General features: G+C 61.2%; 22 protein-coding genes. 16 read left to right on the top strand and 6 right to left on the bottom strand.

All coding sequences use genetic code 11. From position 1 onward, the window contains the following. Positions 1–61: 61 nt before the first annotated feature. Positions 62–688 (bottom strand): isochorismate family cysteine hydrolase YcaC, encoded by a 627-nt coding sequence (gene ycaC, locus ACYP2A_RS31880; protein WP_459749923.1) that lies wholly within the window; start codon positions 686–688, stop codon positions 62–64. Between the two features lie 196 nt (positions 689–884). On the opposite strand from ycaC, the gene ACYP2A_RS31875 reads away from it, so the two are divergent. The 3 genes from ACYP2A_RS31875 (at position 885) to ACYP2A_RS31865 (ending at position 3,059) form a co-directional block, all read left to right on the top strand. After that, positions 885–1,664 carry an AraC family transcriptional regulator gene (locus ACYP2A_RS31875; RefSeq protein WP_459749922.1) on the top strand — a complete coding sequence of 260 codons (780 nt, stop codon included), beginning with the start codon at positions 885–887 and terminating at the stop codon, positions 1,662–1,664. Positions 1,665–1,895: 231 nt separating this feature from the next. Then, positions 1,896–2,069 carry a DUF1427 family protein gene (locus ACYP2A_RS31870; protein ID WP_459749921.1) on the top strand — a complete coding sequence of 58 codons (174 nt, stop codon included), beginning with the start codon at positions 1,896–1,898 and terminating at the stop codon, positions 2,067–2,069. A 30-nt stretch (positions 2,070–2,099) separates the two neighbouring features. Next, positions 2,100–3,059 (top strand): quinone oxidoreductase family protein, encoded by a 960-nt coding sequence (locus ACYP2A_RS31865; RefSeq protein ID WP_459749920.1) that lies wholly within the window; start codon positions 2,100–2,102, stop codon positions 3,057–3,059. 2 nt (positions 3,060–3,061) lie between these two features. Here ACYP2A_RS31865 and ACYP2A_RS31860 read toward each other — a convergent pair whose 3' ends face one another. Then, on the bottom strand, positions 3,062–3,598 hold the full coding sequence (locus tag ACYP2A_RS31860) for a hypothetical protein (RefSeq protein ID WP_459749919.1): 537 nt from the start codon (positions 3,596–3,598) through the stop codon (positions 3,062–3,064). 149 nt (positions 3,599–3,747) lie between these two features. Between ACYP2A_RS31860 and ACYP2A_RS31855 the strand changes: the two genes are divergently transcribed. From ACYP2A_RS31855 to ACYP2A_RS31830, 6 genes are all read left to right on the top strand, one after another. After that, the gene (locus tag ACYP2A_RS31855; RefSeq protein WP_459749918.1) at positions 3,748–4,278 is read left to right on the top strand and encodes a sigma-70 family RNA polymerase sigma factor; all 531 of its coding nucleotides are present in this window, start codon (positions 3,748–3,750) and stop codon (positions 4,276–4,278) included. Continuing rightward, positions 4,275–5,243 carry a FecR domain-containing protein gene (locus ACYP2A_RS31850; protein WP_459749917.1) on the top strand — a complete coding sequence of 323 codons (969 nt, stop codon included), beginning with the start codon at positions 4,275–4,277 and terminating at the stop codon, positions 5,241–5,243. Before ACYP2A_RS31855 ends, ACYP2A_RS31850 begins: the two co-directional genes overlap by 4 nt. 103 nt (positions 5,244–5,346) lie before the next feature. Then, positions 5,347–7,701: a TonB-dependent siderophore receptor gene (locus ACYP2A_RS31845; RefSeq protein WP_459749916.1), complete on the top strand. Its 2,355-nt coding sequence runs from the start codon at positions 5,347–5,349 to the stop codon at positions 7,699–7,701. A 117-nt stretch (positions 7,702–7,818) separates the two neighbouring features. Beyond that, positions 7,819–8,181, top strand: a complete 363-nt coding sequence (locus ACYP2A_RS31840; RefSeq protein ID WP_459749915.1) for an SMI1/KNR4 family protein — start codon at positions 7,819–7,821, stop codon at positions 8,179–8,181. Positions 8,182–8,198: 17 nt separating this feature from the next. Further along, on the top strand, positions 8,199–9,134 hold the full coding sequence (locus ACYP2A_RS31835) for an ankyrin repeat domain-containing protein (RefSeq protein WP_459749914.1): 936 nt from the start codon (positions 8,199–8,201) through the stop codon (positions 9,132–9,134). A gap of 20 nt (positions 9,135–9,154) precedes the next feature. Beyond that, positions 9,155–9,496, top strand: a complete 342-nt coding sequence (locus ACYP2A_RS31830; protein ID WP_459749913.1) for a DUF5713 family protein — start codon at positions 9,155–9,157, stop codon at positions 9,494–9,496. A gap of 12 nt (positions 9,497–9,508) precedes the next feature. Here ACYP2A_RS31830 and ACYP2A_RS31825 read toward each other — a convergent pair whose 3' ends face one another. Further along, complete coding sequence (locus ACYP2A_RS31825; protein WP_459749912.1) at positions 9,509–10,849, bottom strand: aminotransferase-like domain-containing protein; 1,341 nt, start codon at positions 10,847–10,849, stop codon at positions 9,509–9,511. 138 nt (positions 10,850–10,987) lie between these two features. On the opposite strand from ACYP2A_RS31825, the gene ACYP2A_RS31820 reads away from it, so the two are divergent. After that, positions 10,988–12,181, top strand: coding sequence for an MFS transporter (locus ACYP2A_RS31820; RefSeq protein ID WP_459749911.1), 1,194 nt, complete (start codon positions 10,988–10,990; stop codon positions 12,179–12,181). Between the two features lie 26 nt (positions 12,182–12,207). Here the strand turns inward: ACYP2A_RS31820 and ACYP2A_RS31815 are convergent, their stop codons facing one another. Continuing rightward, positions 12,208–13,311 (bottom strand): hypothetical protein, encoded by a 1,104-nt coding sequence (locus ACYP2A_RS31815; RefSeq protein ID WP_459749910.1) that lies wholly within the window; start codon positions 13,309–13,311, stop codon positions 12,208–12,210. A gap of 213 nt (positions 13,312–13,524) precedes the next feature. Between ACYP2A_RS31815 and ACYP2A_RS31810 the strand changes: the two genes are divergently transcribed. Beyond that, positions 13,525–13,776 carry a helix-turn-helix transcriptional regulator gene (locus tag ACYP2A_RS31810; protein ID WP_459749909.1) on the top strand — a complete coding sequence of 84 codons (252 nt, stop codon included), beginning with the start codon at positions 13,525–13,527 and terminating at the stop codon, positions 13,774–13,776. A 45-nt stretch (positions 13,777–13,821) separates the two neighbouring features. Beyond that, positions 13,822–14,181: a gamma-glutamylcyclotransferase family protein gene (locus tag ACYP2A_RS31805; protein ID WP_459749908.1), complete on the top strand. Its 360-nt coding sequence runs from the start codon at positions 13,822–13,824 to the stop codon at positions 14,179–14,181. A 9-nt stretch (positions 14,182–14,190) separates the two neighbouring features. Here ACYP2A_RS31805 and ACYP2A_RS31800 read toward each other — a convergent pair whose 3' ends face one another. Both ACYP2A_RS31800 and ACYP2A_RS31795 read right to left on the bottom strand, forming a co-directional pair. Next, entirely contained in the window at positions 14,191–15,552 is a 1,362-nt protein-coding gene (locus tag ACYP2A_RS31800; RefSeq protein ID WP_459749907.1) for an ATP-binding protein, read from the bottom strand. Next, on the bottom strand, positions 15,549–16,214 hold the full coding sequence (locus tag ACYP2A_RS31795) for a response regulator (protein WP_459749906.1): 666 nt from the start codon (positions 16,212–16,214) through the stop codon (positions 15,549–15,551). The genes ACYP2A_RS31800 and ACYP2A_RS31795 overlap by 4 nt, the downstream gene beginning before the upstream one ends. 145 nt (positions 16,215–16,359) lie before the next feature. On the opposite strand from ACYP2A_RS31795, the gene ACYP2A_RS31790 reads away from it, so the two are divergent. The 4 genes from ACYP2A_RS31790 to ACYP2A_RS31775 all read left to right on the top strand — a co-directional run bounded on the left by ACYP2A_RS31790 (position 16,360) and on the right by ACYP2A_RS31775 (position 19,649). Next, on the top strand, positions 16,360–16,638 hold the full coding sequence (locus ACYP2A_RS31790; RefSeq protein WP_459749905.1) for a PepSY domain-containing protein: 279 nt from the start codon (positions 16,360–16,362) through the stop codon (positions 16,636–16,638). Then, positions 16,638–17,174 (top strand): cytochrome b/b6 domain-containing protein, encoded by a 537-nt coding sequence (locus ACYP2A_RS31785; protein ID WP_459749904.1) that lies wholly within the window; start codon positions 16,638–16,640, stop codon positions 17,172–17,174. The genes ACYP2A_RS31790 and ACYP2A_RS31785 overlap by 1 nt, the downstream gene beginning before the upstream one ends. Before the next feature lie 21 nt (positions 17,175–17,195). After that, positions 17,196–18,869, top strand: coding sequence for a phosphoethanolamine transferase (locus tag ACYP2A_RS31780; RefSeq protein WP_459749903.1), 1,674 nt, complete (start codon positions 17,196–17,198; stop codon positions 18,867–18,869). Between the two features lie 150 nt (positions 18,870–19,019). Beyond that, on the top strand, positions 19,020–19,649 hold the full coding sequence (locus ACYP2A_RS31775) for a DUF3841 domain-containing protein (protein WP_459749902.1): 630 nt from the start codon (positions 19,020–19,022) through the stop codon (positions 19,647–19,649). Positions 19,650–19,713 lie beyond the last annotated feature (64 nt).

Genomic DNA, 19,713 nt, shown 5'->3' with positions numbered 1-19,713 from the left:
CCTACGAGATAGCGCCGGCTGTCGTAGGAGCGGCTTTAGCCGCGAATGCCACGAAACGCTATTACCGCGCGGTCAACGCGGCATAGCCATTCATCAGGTTGCGGTAGTTGGGGATGCGCTGCGACAGCAGGTTACCCAGGCCTTCGATATCGTTGCGCCAGTCGCGGTGCAGCTCACAGGCCACCGAGAACCAGTTCATCAGTTGCGCACCGGCCTGGCTCATGCGGTTCCAGGCCGCCTGCTGCACGGTCTCGTTGAACGTGCCCGACGCATCGGTCACCACGAACACTTCAAACCCTTCGGCCAGTGCCGACAGCGTCGGGAACGCTACGCAGACATCGGTGACCACGCCGGCAATGATGATCTGCTTGCGGCCAGTGGCCTTGATCGCCTTGACGAAGTCTTCGTTGTCCCAGGCATTGATCTGGCCAGGGCGGGCAATGTAAGGCGCGTCCGGGAACATGGCTTTCAGCTCCGGCACCAGCGGGCCGTTGGGGCCTTGTTCGAAGCTGGTAGTAAGGATGGTCGGCAGCTCGAAGAACTTTGCCAGATCAGCGAGGGCCAGCACGTTGTTCTTGAACTCGTTGGGCGAGAAGTCCTGTACCAGCGAGATCAGACCGGTTTGATGGTCGACCAGCAGTACGATGGCGTCATCTTTGTTCAGGCGGTTGTAGGTCGGTGCGGTCATGGCGTAGGTCCTTTATCTGAGAGGTTTGAAGTTCGTTAATCAGTGGTGTCGCTCAACATGGGTACAGATTAATGATTCGCCATGAACGGATAAATCGGCTGAAAGGCGTTTTACTGTCAACCCAAAGGTGACAATTAACCGTGCGTTTTATTCGGCGTTACCATGCGCCATCACCCACTGGCTGCGATGACCCTTTATGGCCCTGGCCGCTCCACCCGACCTCACCGACACCGCCGTTCCCGTGCAACCGCTGGCGCGCACCTATCCGCGCGGGCTTTACATCGAGCCGCACCAGCATTTCTGGGGCCAGGTGCTGTATGCCGTGTCGGGCGTGATGTGGGTCGAAACGCCCGGCGAAGCATTGGTGGTGCCGCCACAGCGCGCCGTGTGGCTGCCGCCCGGCGTCGACCACGGCATTCGCGTGGTGTCGGACCTGGAGATGCGCAACATCTACCTGCGCCCGGCCATTGCCAGCACGCTGGAAAACACCGTGCAAGTGCTCGAAGTCGGCGGCCTGCTGCGCGAACTGATCATCAACCTGGTGGCGCAGGGCCGCGAAGGCGAGGCGGACTACTACGACGCGCTGGTCAACCTGGCCCTGCTGGAACTGCAACGCGCCCGCCGTTCATTGATCCGCATCCCGATGCCCGACGGCGCCGACCGGCGCCTGATGAACCTGTGCCAGGCAGTCATCGACGAACCGTCGCTGGCCATCGCCTTTGAACAGCACGCCGACACCGCCGGCGCCAGCGTGCGCACCCTGGCCCGGCTGTTCCAGACCCGCCTGGGCATGGGCTTCGCCGAATGGCGCCGCCAGGTACAACTGGCCACCGCCGTGGCCCGGCTGATCCAGGGCCAGCCGGTCAGCGCGATCGCCCGCACGCTGGGCTACTCGCCGAGCAGCTTCAGCGACATGTTCCGCCGGGAGTTAGGGGTGGCGCCCTCTCAGTACAGCGCTGCGCAAGCGCCCGAGTAAACACCGTACCCGTAGGAGCGGCTTTAGCCTGGGCGGCATACCGACGAATGGTACCGATACCGCGTTGCGGCCTTCCCGGCTAAAGCCGGTCCTACGTGGATCGCCGTCCGGTTGCTGCTACGGTAATCGTGAGTCTCCCACCAACCTGACCGATAGCCAGAAGTCCTTGGCCGGTAGCCCGGCCGCCATCTCCCTAGACTGCGGGCATTCCCTGATTGCCCGGAGCTCATCATGAGTTTTGTCATCTCTCTTGCCATTGGTATCGCCGTCGGCGTGCTCTACGGCGTCCTGGATTTTCGCTCGCCTGCGCCGCCTGCCGTGGCGCTGGTCGGCTTGCTGGGCATGCAGCTCGGCGAAAAGGCCTGGCCTCTGGGCAAGCAGTTGCTGAGCCAGTGGCTGTCCTGAATCTTTCTTCCCTTGCGATTGGAGTCAACGATGAACGCACTGCAATTTTCCCGTACCGGCGACCTTGCGGCCCTGGAGTACGTCGAGCTGCCCACCCCTGTGCCTGCCGAAGGCGAGGTGCTGATCGAGGTGAAAGCCGCCGGCCTGAACCCCAGTGATGTGAAAAACGTGCTCGGGCGTTTTCCGTACACCACCTTGCCGCGTGTACCGGGTCGCGACTTTGCCGGTGTCGTGGTCGAAGGCCCGCCAGCCTTGGTGGGCAAAGCCGTGTGGGGCACCGGCAAGGAGCCGGGTTTCTTTCGCAACGGCTCGCATGCCCAGTGGCTGACCCTGCCGGCCAGCGGCGTCGCGCTCAAGCCCGAGGCACTGAGCTTTGCCCAGGCCGCCAGCCTCGGCGTGCCGTACACTACCGCGTGGGATGCGTTGCAGCGCAGCCAGGTCAATGCGCAAACACGCTTACTGGTGATCGGCGGCAATGGCGCAGTAGGCAGCGCGGCACTGGCGCTGGGCAAGGTGCTCGGTGCACAGGTACTGGGCGCGGTGCGACGCCCCGACCAGCAACAGGCGCTAGCCGCCGAGGGTTTCGAGTCGATTGTGCTGGGCGAGCCGGAGGCGTTGGCCGGGCAGGTGAATGAACACTTCAAGGGCGGCGCCGATGTGATCTTCGACACCACCGGCTTCTGGCTGACCGCTTCAGTGGCGGCACTGGCCACTTGGGGCCGCATCGCGATCATTGCCGCCCCGGTCGACGGCCAGGTGCAATTGCCGTCGCTGGCCCTGTATCGCAAAGGCGGTTCGGTGGTGGGTATCAACTCGCTGCTCTACGACTGCCAGGCCTGCGCCAGCATGCTCGACCAGTTCGGACGCTTCTTCGATGAAGGCCAACTGGCCTTGCCAGGCGGCCTGATTGAATCGCCGCTGAGCGAAGGCCTGGCGCGCTATGCCGAGGTCAACGAGGGCCGCAGCGAGAAAATTATCCTGATTCCCTGACCCTAGCTGTCAAGGGTCAAAATCTGCAAAAACAGAGCGAAAAAGCCGAAAAATACCCAGAAGATGCTGAATAGCCAAGGCGCCCGCTTGGAGAACAACAGGGATTTTTTCGGCCCTGTTTCGCTGGACTCCCAGTCGCTGAACAGCGGCGAGTCGTCATAAGTCAGGCCAATGACCGGCTCGCTGCTCAGCAACTGCGCCTGCTTGTGATGCCAGTGCTGAATGATCTCGCAGGCCGCCCGGATGCCTGGCCAGGCACTCAGGGTATTGAGCAGGCCGAGCAGGGCGAGCATCGGCGGAATCACCAGGGTGAAAATCATGCCCCAGTCCGGGTTCATGTTGGCCATTGAGGATGCGTAGGCAATCACCAGAAACGACTGCGCCGTGAGGTAGGCGTTGGTGCGGTTGGACAGGTTGGTGGTTTCGTACTGGATCTCGCGCCGGTAAAAGTCCAGGCGCTCCTTGGGCGTACCAAACAGCCGGGTGCTCTTGTCTTTCACCACGTCTTCTGGCGTTTCGTCGGTAATGATTCTGGGCACGCGGTTGAACCTGCAATGAACGATCAGCCCGGTAGACTGCTGGCGGGTCGTGCGGTTCGATGGCGGCGACGAGCATCGGACGACAGCATTGCAGGCGTTCTGATGGCACCGTAAGATGAGAACGATTTTCAAAACCGGAATCGCTCACGGTGTCTACGTCCTCAGGCATTTCCTCGACTCGCAAGCTGGGTTTTTTCTTCAGCGATCATCATCGCTGGCTGCTGCAGCACATCCAGCGGCGGCTGCGCAGCCATGCCGGTAATCGCGCCGACGCCGAAGACACGGCGGCTGAAGCGTTTTGCCAGATGCTTGCGGCCAACGTCGACCCCGACAGCATTCAACAGCCGCGCGCCTACCTGTCGACCATCGCCCGGCGCTTGATGCTCGATCGCCACCGGCGCCGACAACTGGAAAACGCCTATCTGGAGCGCCTGGCCCTGTTGCCTGAGCGGGTGGCGCCGTCGCCGGAAGAACAGCATCTGCTGATCGAGGCGTTGCTGACCATCGACCGTGTTCTCGACGGCTTGCCGATGATCGTCAAGAGCGTGTTCCTCTACAGCCAGCTCGACGGCCTGAGCTATGTCGACATCGCCGGCAAGCTGAACCTGAGCGAACGCACGGTGAGCCGCTACATGAAACAAGCGCTGTGCCAGTGCTATCTGGCGGACGCGCAGCCGTGAGCCGGCCACTGATCGACCCGTTGGGCGAGCAGGCCGTCGACTGGATGGTGCGCCTCAGCGCCGGCCATCACGAACCCGGCCTGCAGGCCGAGTTCGACGCCTGGTTGCAGCATGACCCGGCCCATGCGCAAGCCTGGCAACGCCTGCAGGATCGCATTGGCGGCTCGTTCAACGTGGTGCGTTCGCTGGAGCGACGCACGCCCGGTCAGGCCGACGAAGCCCGGCGCCTGTTGCTTACGTCCTCGACCTCGCGCCGCGATGTGCTACGCGGCCTGGCCGCCATCGGCCTGCTGGGCGGTGGCCTGTGGCTGGCGGCACGCAGCAGTACCGGGCGGGCGCTGATGGCCGACCTGCACACCGGTACCGGCGAGCGGCGCACTGTCGAACTCGCCGATGGCAGCCGCCTGAGCCTGAATGCCGACAGCGCCGTGGACCTGGATTTCAGTGCCAGCCAACGGTTGATCATCCTGCGTCGTGGCGAGCTGATCATCCAGGTGGCCGCCGACCCGCAACGGCCATTGCGCGTACGCAGCGCCCAAGGCGAAGCCCGCGCGCTGGGCACCCGTTTCATGGTCGGCCAGGAGCGCGACGCCACCCGTCTGGTGGTGCTGGAACACAGCGTTCGCGCCCGCCTGCTCGACGGCAGCGAGCGCGATATCGGTGAAGGCCAGGCCGTGCTGATGAGCGCCGGGCGCATCGACGCACTGGGCAACGACCAGATGCGCCGAACCGCCTGGCTCGACGGTCGCCTCAATGTGCTCAACGAACCGTTGAGCGAAGTGATCGACGCCCTGCGCCCGTACTCCAACGGCATCCTGCACCTGGCACCCGAGGTCCAGGGCTTGCGTGTACAGGGCGTTTTTCCGCTCGACGACCCACAACGCACCTTGCAGGCGCTGGCCGAAACCCTGCCGATCAGGGTCGAGCGCTATACGCCGTGGGTGACGTTAATCGGGGCACGTTGAGGTCTGCACAGTATTTTGAAAATATTTCTCATTCGTGTCCGGTTTTCATTTCTCGTCCCACCTATCTCCTGAAGCCAATTAAAAACACCATCAGGAGCACGCTGTGCACAACCCTTGGTTCCCCGCCCTTGCGCTGGCCCTCGCCGTCGCCGCCATCAGCGCCCCGGTCATGGCGCAAAGCACCCAGACCTTCAACCTGCCTGCCGGTGGGCTGGCCGACACCCTCAACCGCATCGCCAGCCAGGGCGGCCTGATCCTGTCGCTGGACCCGGCACTGGTCAGCGGCAAACAGGCACCGGCCATCCACGGCGAAATGACCGCCAGCCAGGCATTGCAACAGGCCGTGGCCGGCAGTGGGCTGGATGTGCTGGTGACCGGCAGCGGCAATGTCACGGTAGTGCCAAGTGTCAGCGCGCAGCAGGCGCTGGAGTTATCGTCAGTAACGATTTCCGGCAAGGCGCCGGGGTCGATTACTGAGGGGACGGGGTCGTATACAACAGGGTCGACCAGTAGCTCGACGCGGTTGAATCTGTCGCTACGGGAAACGCCACAGTCGATTACTGTGCTGACCCGCCAGCGGATGGAAGATCAGAATCTGGATAACCTGATCGATGCGCTGGATGCGACGACGGGCATTATTGTAAAGCCCTACTCCATGGGTGCCGATGCCCCGCAAATGTGGGCGCGAGGTTCGGTCATCAACAACTTCCAGATTGATGGCGTGCCGTCTTCTGCATCCCTCGCCAATTACCTGCAAAGTACTACCGCTTATGACCGCATCGAGGTGGTACGCGGTGCTACCGGCATGATGAGCGGGATGGGCAGTCCCTCGGCGACCATCAACATGATTCGCAAGCGCCCGACCTTCGATCCGCAGGTGTCCGTTAGCGCCGAAGCCGGTTCCTGGGACCGTTACGGTACAGGGCTGGATGTCTCCGGCCCCTTGACCGAGAGCGGCAATGTTCGCGGACGCCTGGCCGCCGACTACAAAAGTCAGCACGCATGGACGGATAACTATGAGCAGGAAAACGCTGCGGTTTACGGCATCACTGAGATTGATCTGAGCGATACCACCTTGCTGGCGCTGGGGTTCAATCATCTGAAAAGACACACCGACTCTCAAACCCGGGTATTTCCCGTGGCCTATAGCAACGGGCAGAAAATCAGTACAAAGGCTGGCGATAATGACTCGCCGGACTGGTCTTACTACGACCATCAGCTCAATAGTGTGTTTGCCTCTATCGAGCATCAATTCGATTCTGGCTGGAGTTTCAAAAGCGAGCTGAACCACACGCAATACCACTATGACGCCTTGATTGCTGCCTTTCTGGGGCAGGTCAATCAGGACACGGGGGCTGGCGGTCGAGTGTTGTCCAATCACTATGCGGCCACTGTCACGCAGAACAGCCTGGACTCTTACGTAACAGGACCGTTTGCATTGCTGGGGCGCGAGCACGAGTTGATTGCAGGTGCCACGCTCTCGCAGCTTGAAGGGTATAGCCCGGAGTACACCCAGACGACCGGAACCTACTGGATTCCCGAGATATTTGAATGGGCTAAAAATACCCCGGTTCCGAGTTACAACAGGACAGGCAAAACAGAGACGCATGAATACCAGTACAGTGCATACCTGAGTGCGCGCCTGCACCTGACCGATGCCACCCGGCTGATTGTTGGCAGCCGCATCACTGACTGGAAACAGAATCGCGATGCCGCCTCCTATACGTCCGGTACGACCACCAAGACCCGCAGTCGGGAAAGCGGAGTATTCGTTCCTTACATGGGACTTACTCATGAACTGGATGACACCTGGTCGCTGTATGCCAGCTATACCAAAATCTTCAACCCACAGCTGTATTACGTCAGGGACGCCAATGATCAAGCTCTGCCGCCTGAAGAGGGCAGTAGCTATGAAGCCGGTATCAAGGCCAGTCTTAATGAGGGCCGCCTGAACGCAAGCCTGTCGGTGTTCAAGACTGAACAGGAAAGCCTGCCCATCTGGGATGCGGCGACCCGTACTTACACGCTGGCCAATGGCACGGAGACTGAGGGCGTCGAGCTTGATCTTGGGGGGGAACTTGCAGAAGGATGGAACCTCAGTAGTGGCTATGTCTATAGCGTCACCCGCGATGCTGAAGGTGAGCGTATTCTCACTGCTGCCCCCCGGCACAGCCTGAAAACCTTTACCACCTACCGTCTGCCGGGGACTCTGGACAAGTTCACGGTGGGCGGTGGATTCAACTGGGAAAGCAAGACCGGCAGCGACCTGAAGACGTATACGCAGGACAGTTATGCTGTATTCAATCTGCTGGGTCGCTACGACATCAGCAAACATTTATCGGCCTCGATAAACGTCAACAACGTGCTTAACGAAAAATACCTGGTGGCTATCAATGGCTATCTGGGTGTTTATGGTGCGCCCCGTAATTTCATGACCTCGCTCAAATACAACTTCTGACTTTTACTGCTCACTGACGCATCTGATTTTCAGGTGCGTCACCGCTTTTGCTTTGTATCTTGCGCACCGTCCGATCGCGCTATGCTCGCCTGCTCTTTCCCCACAAGACTTCCCTGTATGTCCTGCCCCCACGAAGACCACTTTCACGCCCTCGAACACTGGCTCGGCCAGCCCCTGGCCGCGCCATTACGTGAGCACCTGAAATACGCCAACGGTGCCGAATATGGCGACTACGTCCGCTTTTACGCCGCCGATGAACTGCTTGAACGTAACAAAACCTATGAAGTGCAGTCTTACTGCCCAGGCTGGTTAACCATTGGTGACGATGGCGGGGGCAGGGCGGTGATGGTGGCGCCCGGCTTGAAACCGGCAACGGTGTTTCTGGTCGATCACGGCAGCATGGCCCGCGAGGATTTTCACGTTGTGGCCGATGAGTTGCTGGCGTGGGTCGATCAGGGTTGCCCGCTGTCGGACGACTGACAAACAAGAGAAATCTTATGAGTACAGCATTGTTGAAGGCCGCTGCTGCGGGGCAGAACGAGCGCTTGCAAGCGTTGCTGGACGATGGGGCGAACATTGATTTTGCCGATAAGATGCCCGGCCGCACGGCGTTGATCGAGGCGGCGATTGCGGGGCACATCGAGACGCTGTGTTTGCTGAACGACAAGGGTGCGAACCTCGATCAGCACGACCTCACTATGGGCTTCACGGCCTTGGGCTGGGCGGCGCATTCCGGTGACCTGCACATTCTTGAGCGGCTGCTCGATGCCGGGGCGGCGGTGGATGCGACCGGTAACGATTATCTGCATTCGCCGCTGATGGTCGCGGCACTGCAAGGGCGTGTCGAGATCGTTGCGGCGTTGCTGGCGGCCGGGGCCGATGTGCAGATGCAGACCCGTAATGGTCGCAATGCGTTATCGATGGCGCAGGAGCGAGGGCATGCCGAGGTCGTGGCATTGTTGCTCAAGCATGGCGCCCGGCCGCCGGTGCCGCTCGAAGAGGTTTATCTGCCGTGGCCGGCCGATGTCGACCACAGCGATCCTGCCAGCGTACTGCGTGGTTATATTCTGGCGATGAATCGCTGGGAGACCGAATGCCATGAGCACAGCGAACAGGTCGGCGTCCGCGATCTGGACTGGGACTTCATCCGTCAGGGGCTCGCAGGTGTTTTCGAGCGGTTCTGCACCCTTAAGCCACGCCCGCAGGGTCGCGGCAACAGCATCGGCTGGCCGCCCGATTACACCCCCGGTGAAGCGCTGGTCAGTATCGACAACAAGGGCCGGCGTGCCACGCTGATGACCCGCCAGGCGCCTGATGGCCCGATGCGCTATGAGGCGCTTTACACCGCTGTGCGCACGGGCGACACCTGGCGGCTGGACAGTAAAAAGACCCGGCCCTGGGGCACGCTGAACTGGGACAAAGGCATTCTTTAAATCACGATCAAGGAGCTTTCATGAGCATCGATAATCCGGCTATGGGCGACCACGTTTTCCTGCAAGGCATGTACGCCGACGACTACTTTCCCGACGAAGTGGTCGACCTGTGCAAAGACGTGCTGATCGACCTGTGCCGACAGATCGAGCAGCAAAAGCCGGCCGACCTTGAAGCGCTGTACGTGCTGAGCCATGCCGCCACCGAGCGGCTTAACGGCCTGCAGGAAACCTTCGAAGAACACGGCAGCGAAATCGAAAGCACCGCCCGCGATGCGCTGGCCGAGGACTTTGCCTGGATCGCCACGGCCTATGGTTTTGCCGAGGCTGACCTGGAAGAACTGACTGCGCCACGGGAGTGGTAAGCGCGGTCGTTTTCAGACTACGAAGTGCTTTTCCACACCCTTGGAGAAGTGCGTGCAGTTGATCCGTAGAAACGCCTGGTAGTTACGGCTCACTGAAAATACCGAGCCTGGCAGCAACAGGATGTCGTGCTGTTCAAGCCTGCGGATAAACCCCTGTTGGTCGGCAATATCAGGGTGTTGCGCCCAGATGAACATGCCGCTTTCAGGGGCGATCTCGAACTGCCAGCCACGGTTTTTCAGCACTCGCTGGGTCTTGTTCTGCTGCTCGATCAGTTTCTGCCGCAGTTGCTTCATGTGCCCGGCATAGGTGCCGTCGGCGAGGATGGTGTTGACGAAGCGCTCGCAGAACGCCGGCACCGCCACGCAGGTCAGCAGTTTCAGGCGCGTCAGCGGCTCGACCAGCGCCGGCGGGCAGGCGATATAGCCGACCCGCAAGGACGCTGACAGGCACTTGGAAAAACTGCCGACGTAGATCACCCGCTCCAGGTTATCCAGCTCGGCGAAGGTCTGCCGGGCGGTGGGGCTGAAGTCGCCGTAGACGTCGTCCTCGACGATGAGAAAGTCATGTTTGACCGCCAGGCGCAGCACATTGAATGCATTGTTCGCCGTGATCGTGCCGCCGGTGGGGTTGTGGAAGGTGCTGTTGCAGAAAAACGCCCTGACCGGCTGGCGCGCCAGCAGGCTTTCCAGTTCGGCAATGTCGGGGCCTTCAGCCGTGCGCCGAATGCCGATCACCTGCGCGCCGTTCAGTTGCAACAGGCGCACCAGGTTGCCGTTGCACGGTTCATCGACCAGTACCGTATCACCGGGTTTGATCAGCAGCCGGGCGATCAAATCCAGCGCGTGGGTCGCACCCATTGTGGTGAGGATCTGACTCGGACGGGTGTCGATGCGGGTCAGGCGCTTGATGTGCACGCACAGTTGTTTGCGCAACGGCAAATAGCCGGAGATATCGCCGTACTCGACCAGCGAATTTTGCTCCAGGCGCGCCGTGCGGCGAATCGACTTGGTCAACAGGTCGGTGTCGGTCCAGCCTGCGGGCAACCAGCCGCAGCCGAGCTTGGTGTAGTGCGGCCCGCCTTGCAGAAAATTGAACAGCGGGTCACCGGCCATGCACTCGGGTTCCGGCTCGCCGGGGTGTGGGCGGGCGCCGATGGCAACGAAATAACCACTGCCTGCGTGGGCTTCCAGCATGCCTTCACTGACCAGCCGGGCGCAGGCAGAGACCACCTGATGGTAGGTCGCATCGGTGTCGGCCACGAAGCGGCGAATCGACGGCAGGCGCTGGCCTACGGTCCATTCGCCGGCTTGTAGTCGTGCCTTGAGCTGGGCATGGAAAGGCTGGCTGGGCATGGCTGACCCCGGATTATTGTTAGGAAAAACAGCCTAACAGTTCATTGCAAACGATGTCGACTGTGAGCCTGCTGTACCTGCGGACACGGCACTATCGGGTTTTCGGTTCTACACCAGACCACTGGATGAGCACTCCCCATGCGTACACTTCCGCACCGAACCTGGCTGTATTTCGCGGCCCAATCGATCAATCTGACCTGCGCGGTCATGTCGGTGACCATGGCCGCCACCGTGGGCGCAGCCCTGGCACCCACGCCTGTGCTGTCGACGGTGCCGTATGGTTTTCAGTTTTTGTGGCTGATGCTGGCGACATACCCGGTGGCCTGGTTGATGGGCCGCTGGGGCCGTAAACGCACCTTTCTGCTCGGCAATTGCGCCTTGGCCATGGCTGGCATCAGCGGCTATCAGGCCGTCGTTCAGCACAGCTTTTTGCTGCTGGTGGTGTGCCATTCGGCGCTGGGTGTGTATGTCGCGTTTGCCAACTTCAACCGCTTTGCCGCCACTGACAATCTGGCGGCGCACCTCAAGCCCAAGGCCATTTCGCTGGTGGTCGCCGGTGGCGTGATCGCCGCCGTGGTCGGGCCGACGCTGACCGAATGGCTGCGCGATGTGGGCGCGTATGAGGCCTTTGCCCTGTGCTATGTCACGTTCATCGGCCTGGCTGCGCTGGCGACACTGGTGACCCTTTGCCTGCCAAACGACGGCGCTGTGGCTGTCCGGCCGCACAGCGCAGCGCAACCCGGCAGCGAGCGCTCGCCCCTGACGCCGCCGATCCTGCTGGCCATGGCGGTCGCGGCGCTGGGTTACTTCATCATGCATTTGCTGATGATCCAGGCCTCGATGCACATGCAGCACATGCACGAGGACTTCAGCGCCATGCGCCTGGCGATTCAATGGCATGTGATTGCCATGTTCGCTCCGTCGTTCTTCACCGGCTGGATCATCGAGCGGCTCGGGCTGAAAACCACCTTGTGCCTGGGGCTGTGGCTGCTGATCGCCAGCGCGGCGGTCAATATCGCCTCCAGCAATTATGTGGCCGTCAGCGCCGCGCTGATTCTGCTGGGCCTGGGCTGGAACCTGACCTACGTCGGCAGCGGCGCCTTGCTCGCGCAGCAACTCGACGGCCAGGTACAGGCCTTCAAGGTGCAAGGCCAGAACGACCTGGCCATCGCCATCTGCGCGACCCTTGGCGCCTTTGCTCCGGCACTTTTGTTGAGCAGCATGGGTTGGCAAGGCAGTAACTGGCTGTGTGTGGGGCTGGCGCTGTTGGTGCTGGTGGCGGCTGTGAAAGTGTTGAAGGCGCCCACTCGCTCAGCTGTTTCAGCGCTCTGAACTCCGCAGCAAGACGTGCAGGGGGATTAGCTCAGTGCCGTTATGTAGCCAGCCAGCACTTGCTCTCTTTTGGCGAGCGACAGGTCCATGGCGTTGTCAGCAATCCCGGCGACCTGTTGCAGGTAATCATCACAGCGGGCCCGTTCCCCCTTCAGCGCAGCCCTCAATGCCTGACAACGAAGCATGAGCGTTGGCGCATACCAGTCGATGTCTTTGTTGTACAAGCCTTCATGCAGTTCTTGTGCGTTGGAGAAGCGCAAGGCACGACAAAACTCCAGCTCCTTGCGCAAGATGGAAACCAGTCCGGCGTTATGAGCCTGTTCATGCGGGCGATCATGCAGTATCTGATCAAGCGTTTCACTCAAGGACACTGCGCACCCCCAGTGTCCTTGCAACTGCAAAGCATCGAGCCGGTAGCGCAAGGCGAGCAGCCTTTCGCGCAGAGCTTGATTATTGAGGTGTTCAATATCGGCGGCCGGCAATTGCAGAGACGTTGCACCGGCAATCGTCATCGACAATAGACGGGCGCCAGCAAGTCGCTCGCCTTGTTCATCAGGCCTGCACCACCAGGCCAGAAGCTGCGCGCCATCGCTGACACTGCCCAGATAGGTCGGCAGCAGGTTAGCCAGACCATGCGCTATGTTCAGTATTGCAAAGCACAGCGCAACCGAGCCGCTGGGCCCATCCAGTAACAGCGTTAAAGCCAGCGATAACCCGCCAACCGCTAGATTCATCAGTGGGCCCATGGCGATGCACAGCATGTATGCCTCGCGAAAAGGGTGGCGGGGGTTGGCTGCCATCATCACGTAACCGGCGAAAGAACATCCTTTGGGTGCAGGAGCCCAGCGCAAACGCCAGCCTCGCTTTAGTGGTGTGATCTCGATGGCCATGAGGCGTACGAACAAGACGGTCATCCTGGCCCATTTGGCGCCCAGATAATGGCCGCCTTCGTGAATGCAGATGGCAAGAAAATTCAGGCCCAAGGCTGAGAGAAAGGCAGGTAAAGGCTTCAGCACATCCGGTAGGGGATCGTCGAGTATGAAAATGCTGATCACAACAGCCGTTGTCATTATTGACAGTTGTAGCAGCCTGGGGAGCATCAGGATGCACCACGTTAATGTGGATCCCATGGTTTACCTTCCTTGAGCATTCAGAGTGCGTGCAGATATTCGCAGGCTGAGTCTCGACGCAAGTGCAGCCCTGAGTAAATAAGGCACTTCTCAAAGGCATGTCGGAAAAGGCCTGAAAACACCTGACCGTTCAACTGTTTCACCAGCCCGCTTTGATTTTTATCGAGGTTGCGTATACGTTACATCTCTCTTGAATTGTCACGTATTCATGACATGGACCACGAGCTCATCGCCACCCGTCTGGGCCGGCAGATACGCGAAAAACGTCTTAATCGCGGCTATACCCAGGCCAGCCTTGCGGCATTGTCGCGCCTGACCCGGCAGAAAATCATCGCCATCGAGCAAGGCAGCCTGTCGGTCAGCCTGTGCGCTTATGCTCATGCACTGGCCGCGCTGGATTGCGAACTGAATGTGGTGCCCGCACGCTATCCCACGCTGGAAGAAGTGCAGGGGTTATTTGATTGAAGCGTGCAATCTGCATTACCAAAAAATCTTGAGAAGGACGCTGTAATGAGCAAAGAAGTCGAAACCACAGTCTTGCTGTTCTCCTACGGCACCCTGCAAGACAAGGCTGTGCAACTGGCCAGTTTCGGCCGTGAACTCAGCGGTCGTGCCGATGCTCTGGTGGGCTTTCGTCAGGACTGGGTAGAAATCACCGACCCTGCGGTGCTGGCCACCAGCGGCAAGACCCATCACCCCATCGTCAGCCACAGTGGCGTGGCTGACGATCGCGTGCCCGGCAGCGTGTTTGAAATCACCCCGGCGGAACTGGCGGCCGCAGATGCCTATGAGGTTTCGGATTACCAGCGCGTGGCCGTGGTGCTGGCCTCGGGCGCCGAAGCCTGGGTGTATGTAAAACGCCAGGATTGACGCCTGCGATCAAGCCGTCAACGGAATCAACACCTCCACGCACAGCCCGCCCTGCGCCCGGTTGGAAAACCGCAGCGTCAGGCCTAGCCGGCGGCAGATCATGTCGACGATGGCCAGACCAAGGCCTGCGCCTTCGGGGTTGCCGGCGCTGTAAAAGCGGTCGCACAAACGCGCCAGTGCCGCCTCGCTGACACCCGGGCCTTCATCCAGCACTTGCAGGCGCATCTGGTTATTGTCGGCATGGCGGCTCAGGTGCAGGCGCACTTCGCTGCCGGCAGGCGAGAAGGCCAGGGCATTGCTGATCAGGTTCTGCGCCATGATCGTCAGTGCCGCCGGCTCGCTGAGCAGCAGGCAGTCCTCTTCGCTGTCCAGCACCAGCTCGACGTCCTTGCGCAATGCCAGTGGCGTCAGCTCTGCCAGTTCTTCGCGCATCAGTTCGGTCAGGTTCAGCGGTTGGCTGGGCAGAACCGCCGGTTCCAGCCGCGCCATGGTCAGCAGCTGGCTGGCGATGCGGGTCATGCGGCCCACGCCCTGTTGCAGAAACGCCAGCGCTTCGGCCCGCTCGTGCGGGTCGCTGGCGGCCTGGGCGTTGCGTACATGAATATCGAGCACCGCCAGGGGCGTGCGCAGTTCGTGGGCGGCATCGGCGATGAAGCGGCGTTCGCGGTCGAGCAGGGTACGCAACTGGTCAAGCACATGATCCAGCGCCGAGCGCATCGGCTCCAGCTCCGGTGGCAGGGTCTGGGCCGGCAGCGGCTCCAGACTGTCGTGCGGGCGATTGCGCAGTTGCCTGGCCAGGCGCTGCAACGGACGCAGGCCCCAGCCGAGCAACAGCCAGATCAGCAGGGTCAACAGCGGCAGGCCAACCAGTGTCGGCAACAGCGCGTGATGGACGATTTTCTGGATCAGGTCCTGGCGCAAATCGTCACGCTCGCCGGCCCAGATGCGGATGCCCAGCGCCTGGTCTTCGAGCAGCACGCCGCACCAGTCCTGGCCTTCGTACATCAGGTCATGCAGGCCGGGCGCGGGAACCTCGGCCAGCGCCGGGGCGTTTTCGGAGCGCAGCAGCAGGCGGCCGTCGGCGGACCAGATCTGGAACGCGACATTCATTTCATACGGGTGGGCAACAATGCCCGGCACAGAGCGGTTGAGCGCGTGGTTCAACTCGCCCTCCAGCGCCTGCCAATCGCGCCCGGCGGGCGATTGCTGCAGCACGCCCTGCATCAGCCGGGCGGCTTGCACCAGTTGTGCGTCGTAGACGTTTTCGATTTCCCGGTGGCTGTCGCGCAGGGCCAGCAACACCAGGGCCAGGCTGCCGATGATCATCAGCACCAGGGTCGGCGCCAGAATGCGCGTACGGATGGAAATCACTGGCTGCGCTCCACCAGATAACCGACGCCGCGCACGGTGCGGATCAGCCCGGAAAACAGCTTTTTGCGCAGGTTATGAATCAGCACCTCCAGCGTGTTGCCGGGGCCGCTTTCCTGCCAGCCGTACAACGTGCTGCTCAGGCGCTCGCGGGTGACCACCACGCCGGGACGGGTCAGCAACTGGTGCAGCAACTGATATTCCATTGGCGTCATGACCACATTGACGCCTTGATAGAACACCTCTTGCGTGGCCGGGTCGAGGCTGACGCCGGCATGCTCCAGACGCGGCTGGGCGCGGCCCTGGCTGCGGCGCAACAGGGCGCGAATGCGCGCCTTGAGTTCATCGAGGTCGACCGGCTTGACCAGATAATCGTCGGCGCCGGCATCCAGCCCCTGAATACGGTCGGCCACGGCGTCGCGGGCGGTGAGGATCAATACCGGCACGTTGCCTTCGGCCTGGCCGCGAATACCGCGTAACAGTGTAATGCCGTCGCGACGTGGCAGGCCCAGGTCGAGCAGCACCAGGTCGAAATGCTCGCAGCGCAAGGCGTGCTCGGCCTCCAGGCCATCGGCGACCCAGTCCAGCACATAGCCTTCGCCGCGCAATGCAACCCGAATGCCTTGCGCGAGAGCACGATCATCTTCCACCAGCAGTACGCGCATGCGTGTGACCTCTGTCTACAGCCCGCAATCATGGCGATTCGGCTGCCGTCCGCCAGTAAGCAAATGTTACCGCGCGTTACTCATTAAGACTTCATTAAGCTTGGCGCCGCACTTTAGGGCTCCCAAACAAAGGAGAGCCCCCACCATGTCCCGCCTGCTGCGCTTTGCCCTGTTTCCGACCCTGTTGCTGGCCAGTGTCGGCGCTTATGCCGGCCCGCAATGCACCACCGCCGAGCGTGCCACCTGGCAAGACCCTGAAGCCTTCCAGGCCAAGCTGCGTGAAGCCGGTTACGAGATCAGCAAGTTCAAGGTCACCGACGGCAACTGCTACGAAATCTATGGCTTCGACAAGGACAAGCGCAAGGTCGAGATCTACCACGACCCGGTCAGCGGCAAGGCGGTGAAGACCGAGATAAAAGGCTGATGAAGGCGGCGACGATACGCCTCTGGGACCCGCTGGTGCGCCTGTTCCACCTGTCGGTGGCGGGGGTGTTCGTCGCCAATTACTTTTTCAACGAAGCCGGCGATGACTGGCACACCTGGCTGGGTTATTACGCCGCCGGCTGGCTGACCGTGCGTCTGGCCTGGGGCTTTATCGGTCCGCAAAGCGCGCGTTGGGCAGACTTCTGGCCGACGCCTGCGCGGCTGCATGCACACCTGAGCGCCTTGCGCCATGGCCGGGACTTTCATCGCCTGGGCCATTCACCGCTGGGCGCGCTGGTCATGGTGTTGATGATGACCGCCATGGCGGCGCTGGCGCTGACCGGCTTTCTGATGCAGGAAGTCGATGCCTTGTGGGGCGCCGACTGGCCCGAAGACCTGCACCGCTGGATTGCCAACGGGCTGGCCGCGCTGGTCGGTCTGCATGTCTGTGCGGCAGTGATAGAAAGCCTGCGCCTGCGCGAAAACCTGCCGCTGTCGATGCTCACCGGACGCCGTCGTGCCCGCCCAGACGAATAATTGAACCATCAGGATTTCATCATGCTGTTGACCCTGTTGCGCGCCCCTGTGCAGCGCGGCGCACGCCCGTGGCTGACGCTGCTGGCGCTGGCCACCCTGAGCTGTGCCTTGCTGCTGAGCGACGATTTTCTGCAACAGCTGTACACCACCAATAACCGTGCCGAGCTGGAGCTGTCTTATGTGGCAGCCCTGTGGCTGTTCAGCCTGGCGTTGTGGCTGTGCAACCTGCGCTGGCTGGCTGCCGCGATCCTGACGATGTTCGCCGGCATGCAGGTCCTGCAGCTGGCCAATATCAGCTTCTTCGGCGAGCCGCTGAACGCCATCGACATTCAGGCGATGCTGGCCGATGGCGCCGAGGTCCGCCAGACCGCGCTGCACAGTTTCGCCCGGCACTGGCCGGCGCTGCTGTGTGTGCTGCTGCCTTATGGCCTGCTGCTGTTTTTGCACCTGCGCCTGCCGGGTCGCCTGTCGTTACCGGCCAGTCGCTGGGCACTGGTGCTGATCGCCGCGGTGCTGCTGTCCAAACCGCATCGCGCGACCTATCGCAACCTCGACGCCTTTGTTGCCAGCGACAGCCGCAGCGGCTTGCACAACAGCCTCAATGCTTTTTCAGCCTGGGCGGTGCGCCTGGCATTTCGAGCGGACCCGCCGTTGCCGCAGACGGCCTACGCGCCCTACACCCTGACGCAAGTGCCGAGTACGGCGCGTCACGTGTGGCTGGTGGTGGCCGACTCGCTGCGCAGTGACCGGCTGGGTGTGTTCGGTTACGACCGCAACACCACGCCCAACCTGCAAGCCTATCTGCACAACAATCCCAATGCGCTGGTGCGCCCCGGCGTGTCGGCGGGCGTGGCCACCGATGTGAGCCTGCCGTATCTGCTTAATCCGATCCGCGAGCCGGGCCAGGACAACCTGCTGCGCAACGGCCAGATCAACCTGTTTCGCTTTGCACAGAGCGCGGGGTTTCGTACCCACTGGATCTCGTCGCAGGAATCCAAATTGCTGGCACATCTGGGCAGCCGTTATCTGGATGTGTCGATCACCCGCGAAGACCACCCGCTGCGTTTCTTGCAGAAGCAGGACCGGGCGCTGCTCGACATCCTCGACCAGCAGCGCTGGGCCGAGCGCAATTTCGTCGTGCTCAACCTGCGCACCGCGCACTTGCCCTACGCGCAGAATTACCGCCACGACCCGGCCCCGCGACCCTGGCCCGACAGCGGCCCGCAAGGCCAGGCCAACGCCTACGACAACTCGGTGCATTACCTGGACAGCCTGCTCGGCGAAATCCTCAAGGACTTCGATCAGCTGGAGGGCGAGCGCTACCTGATCATCACCGGTGACCACGGCCAGCGCCTGGGCGAAAACGGTAAGTGGGGGCACAACGACCTGGTGCCTGAAGTCAGCGACGTGCCGGTCATCGTCGTCGCCGGCGACGCACCAAAAGGCGCGCTGCAACAGATGGCGGGCGAGCGCTGGGTCAGCCACAACGAAGCCGGCACCTGGCTGGCGCAACGGCTGGGCACGCGCATCGACAACCCCAACCGCAAGCCGGGCGAGCATTTCGTGCACGGCAAATTGCTTTTCAGCGACAACTTCATCCAGCGCGTGTGCGAATCGCCGAAGGGGCTGGTGCATCACCGGCCGCAGCAACTGAGCATGTTATTGAAGGAGGGTGAGGTGTCGCCGTGCTCGTGAGAGTGTTGGCTGAGGGATCGAGTCCTGCGTATCAGATGATCGACAGATTCGTTATTCTCCTTTTCCGAATCGAAAACGTATTGCCAGGAGGCACGGATCGAAACTTCACTCGACCCTCTCGTCATTGATCACCGCGTAAATCTACCTGCTGTGAAAACCACGCTCAGGCACTGGCAACAGTTCTTTGCTGAAGACGGCATGCTGACTGCATGGATGATAGTAGAGCGTCCGGTTTATCGAGCCTTGCTACGTCGCTACGAGTTGACCGTACCGGTGCAAAAAGCCGATCCAGATTTCAAGGCGGCCTATCGGTGGTTACGCAGAACCATGAAGCAATTGGGCATGGCACCACCTGCCGCCGGGCTGACGCCGTGGTGGTGTTGGATCCAGCGAGAAGACGATCACCCGGCCCCTTACCGAAACGATCTCGAAAGCTGCAAAGACCCGGTGGTGCTGAAACTGAGGCTGCCAGCGGATCAGGTCATCCTCAGCTGTTATGACCAGTGGCACTGTGTGCTGAACCGTTGGTATTGCTATGAAAACGAAGCGCAAGAACACGCCTTCGACTGTCTCAAGGCAGACAACCAGCGCCGCACGGCCACCGCATGGATGGAGGCCTCATGGGTGCGGATTTTCGATCTTGATCGACAATGGGGTGAGCTAACACCTGCCTTGCAGCGCTCCGTTCAGGGCTGCTTCTGGTCAATGAAAGCGCTTGATGTTCTCGACGTCATCGAGGCTGAGGCACTCGATTTTTTTGAGGATGAGGATTGCAGCTAAAGTCGAGTCCACGGCCATTGCCACGACCGTTTATCTGCCCGCGACAAAATGCCCGCTTTCAATG

The organism is Pseudomonas sp. 3A(2025) (assembly GCF_054589175.1).
Note: the sequence above shows the minus strand (reverse complement) of the source record. Positions and strands in the feature narration are given on the sequence as shown.

What these genes read in the sequence shown, in the direction of transcription:
- ACYP2A_RS31865 (WP_459749920.1), top strand. Translation starts at nt 2,100, where the DNA reads ATGAACGCACTGCAATTTTCCCGTACCGGCGACCTTGCGGCCCTGGAG.
- ACYP2A_RS31790 (WP_459749905.1), top strand. Translation starts at nt 16,360, where the DNA reads ATGTCCCGCCTGCTGCGCTTTGCCCTGTTTCCGACCCTGTTGCTGGCC.
- ACYP2A_RS31805 (WP_459749908.1), top strand. Translation starts at nt 13,822, where the DNA reads ATGAGCAAAGAAGTCGAAACCACAGTCTTGCTGTTCTCCTACGGCACC.
- ACYP2A_RS31875 (WP_459749922.1), top strand. Translation starts at nt 885, where the DNA reads ATGGCCCTGGCCGCTCCACCCGACCTCACCGACACCGCCGTTCCCGTG.
- ACYP2A_RS31785 (WP_459749904.1), top strand. Translation starts at nt 16,638, where the DNA reads ATGAAGGCGGCGACGATACGCCTCTGGGACCCGCTGGTGCGCCTGTTC.
- ACYP2A_RS31830 (WP_459749913.1), top strand. Translation starts at nt 9,155, where the DNA reads ATGAGCATCGATAATCCGGCTATGGGCGACCACGTTTTCCTGCAAGGC.
- ACYP2A_RS31870 (WP_459749921.1), top strand. Translation starts at nt 1,896, where the DNA reads ATGAGTTTTGTCATCTCTCTTGCCATTGGTATCGCCGTCGGCGTGCTC.
- ACYP2A_RS31810 (WP_459749909.1), top strand. Translation starts at nt 13,525, where the DNA reads ATGGACCACGAGCTCATCGCCACCCGTCTGGGCCGGCAGATACGCGAA.
- ACYP2A_RS31780 (WP_459749903.1), top strand. Translation starts at nt 17,196, where the DNA reads ATGCTGTTGACCCTGTTGCGCGCCCCTGTGCAGCGCGGCGCACGCCCG.
- ACYP2A_RS31825 (WP_459749912.1), bottom strand. Translation starts at nt 10,849, where the DNA reads ATGCCCAGCCAGCCTTTCCATGCCCAGCTCAAGGCACGACTACAAGCC.
- ACYP2A_RS31795 (WP_459749906.1), bottom strand. Translation starts at nt 16,214, where the DNA reads ATGCGCGTACTGCTGGTGGAAGATGATCGTGCTCTCGCGCAAGGCATT.
- ycaC (WP_459749923.1), bottom strand. Translation starts at nt 688, where the DNA reads ATGACCGCACCGACCTACAACCGCCTGAACAAAGATGACGCCATCGTA.
- ACYP2A_RS31835 (WP_459749914.1), top strand. Translation starts at nt 8,199, where the DNA reads ATGAGTACAGCATTGTTGAAGGCCGCTGCTGCGGGGCAGAACGAGCGC.
- ACYP2A_RS31840 (WP_459749915.1), top strand. Translation starts at nt 7,819, where the DNA reads ATGTCCTGCCCCCACGAAGACCACTTTCACGCCCTCGAACACTGGCTC.
- ACYP2A_RS31815 (WP_459749910.1), bottom strand. Translation starts at nt 13,311, where the DNA reads ATGGGATCCACATTAACGTGGTGCATCCTGATGCTCCCCAGGCTGCTA.
- ACYP2A_RS31820 (WP_459749911.1), top strand. Translation starts at nt 10,988, where the DNA reads ATGCGTACACTTCCGCACCGAACCTGGCTGTATTTCGCGGCCCAATCG.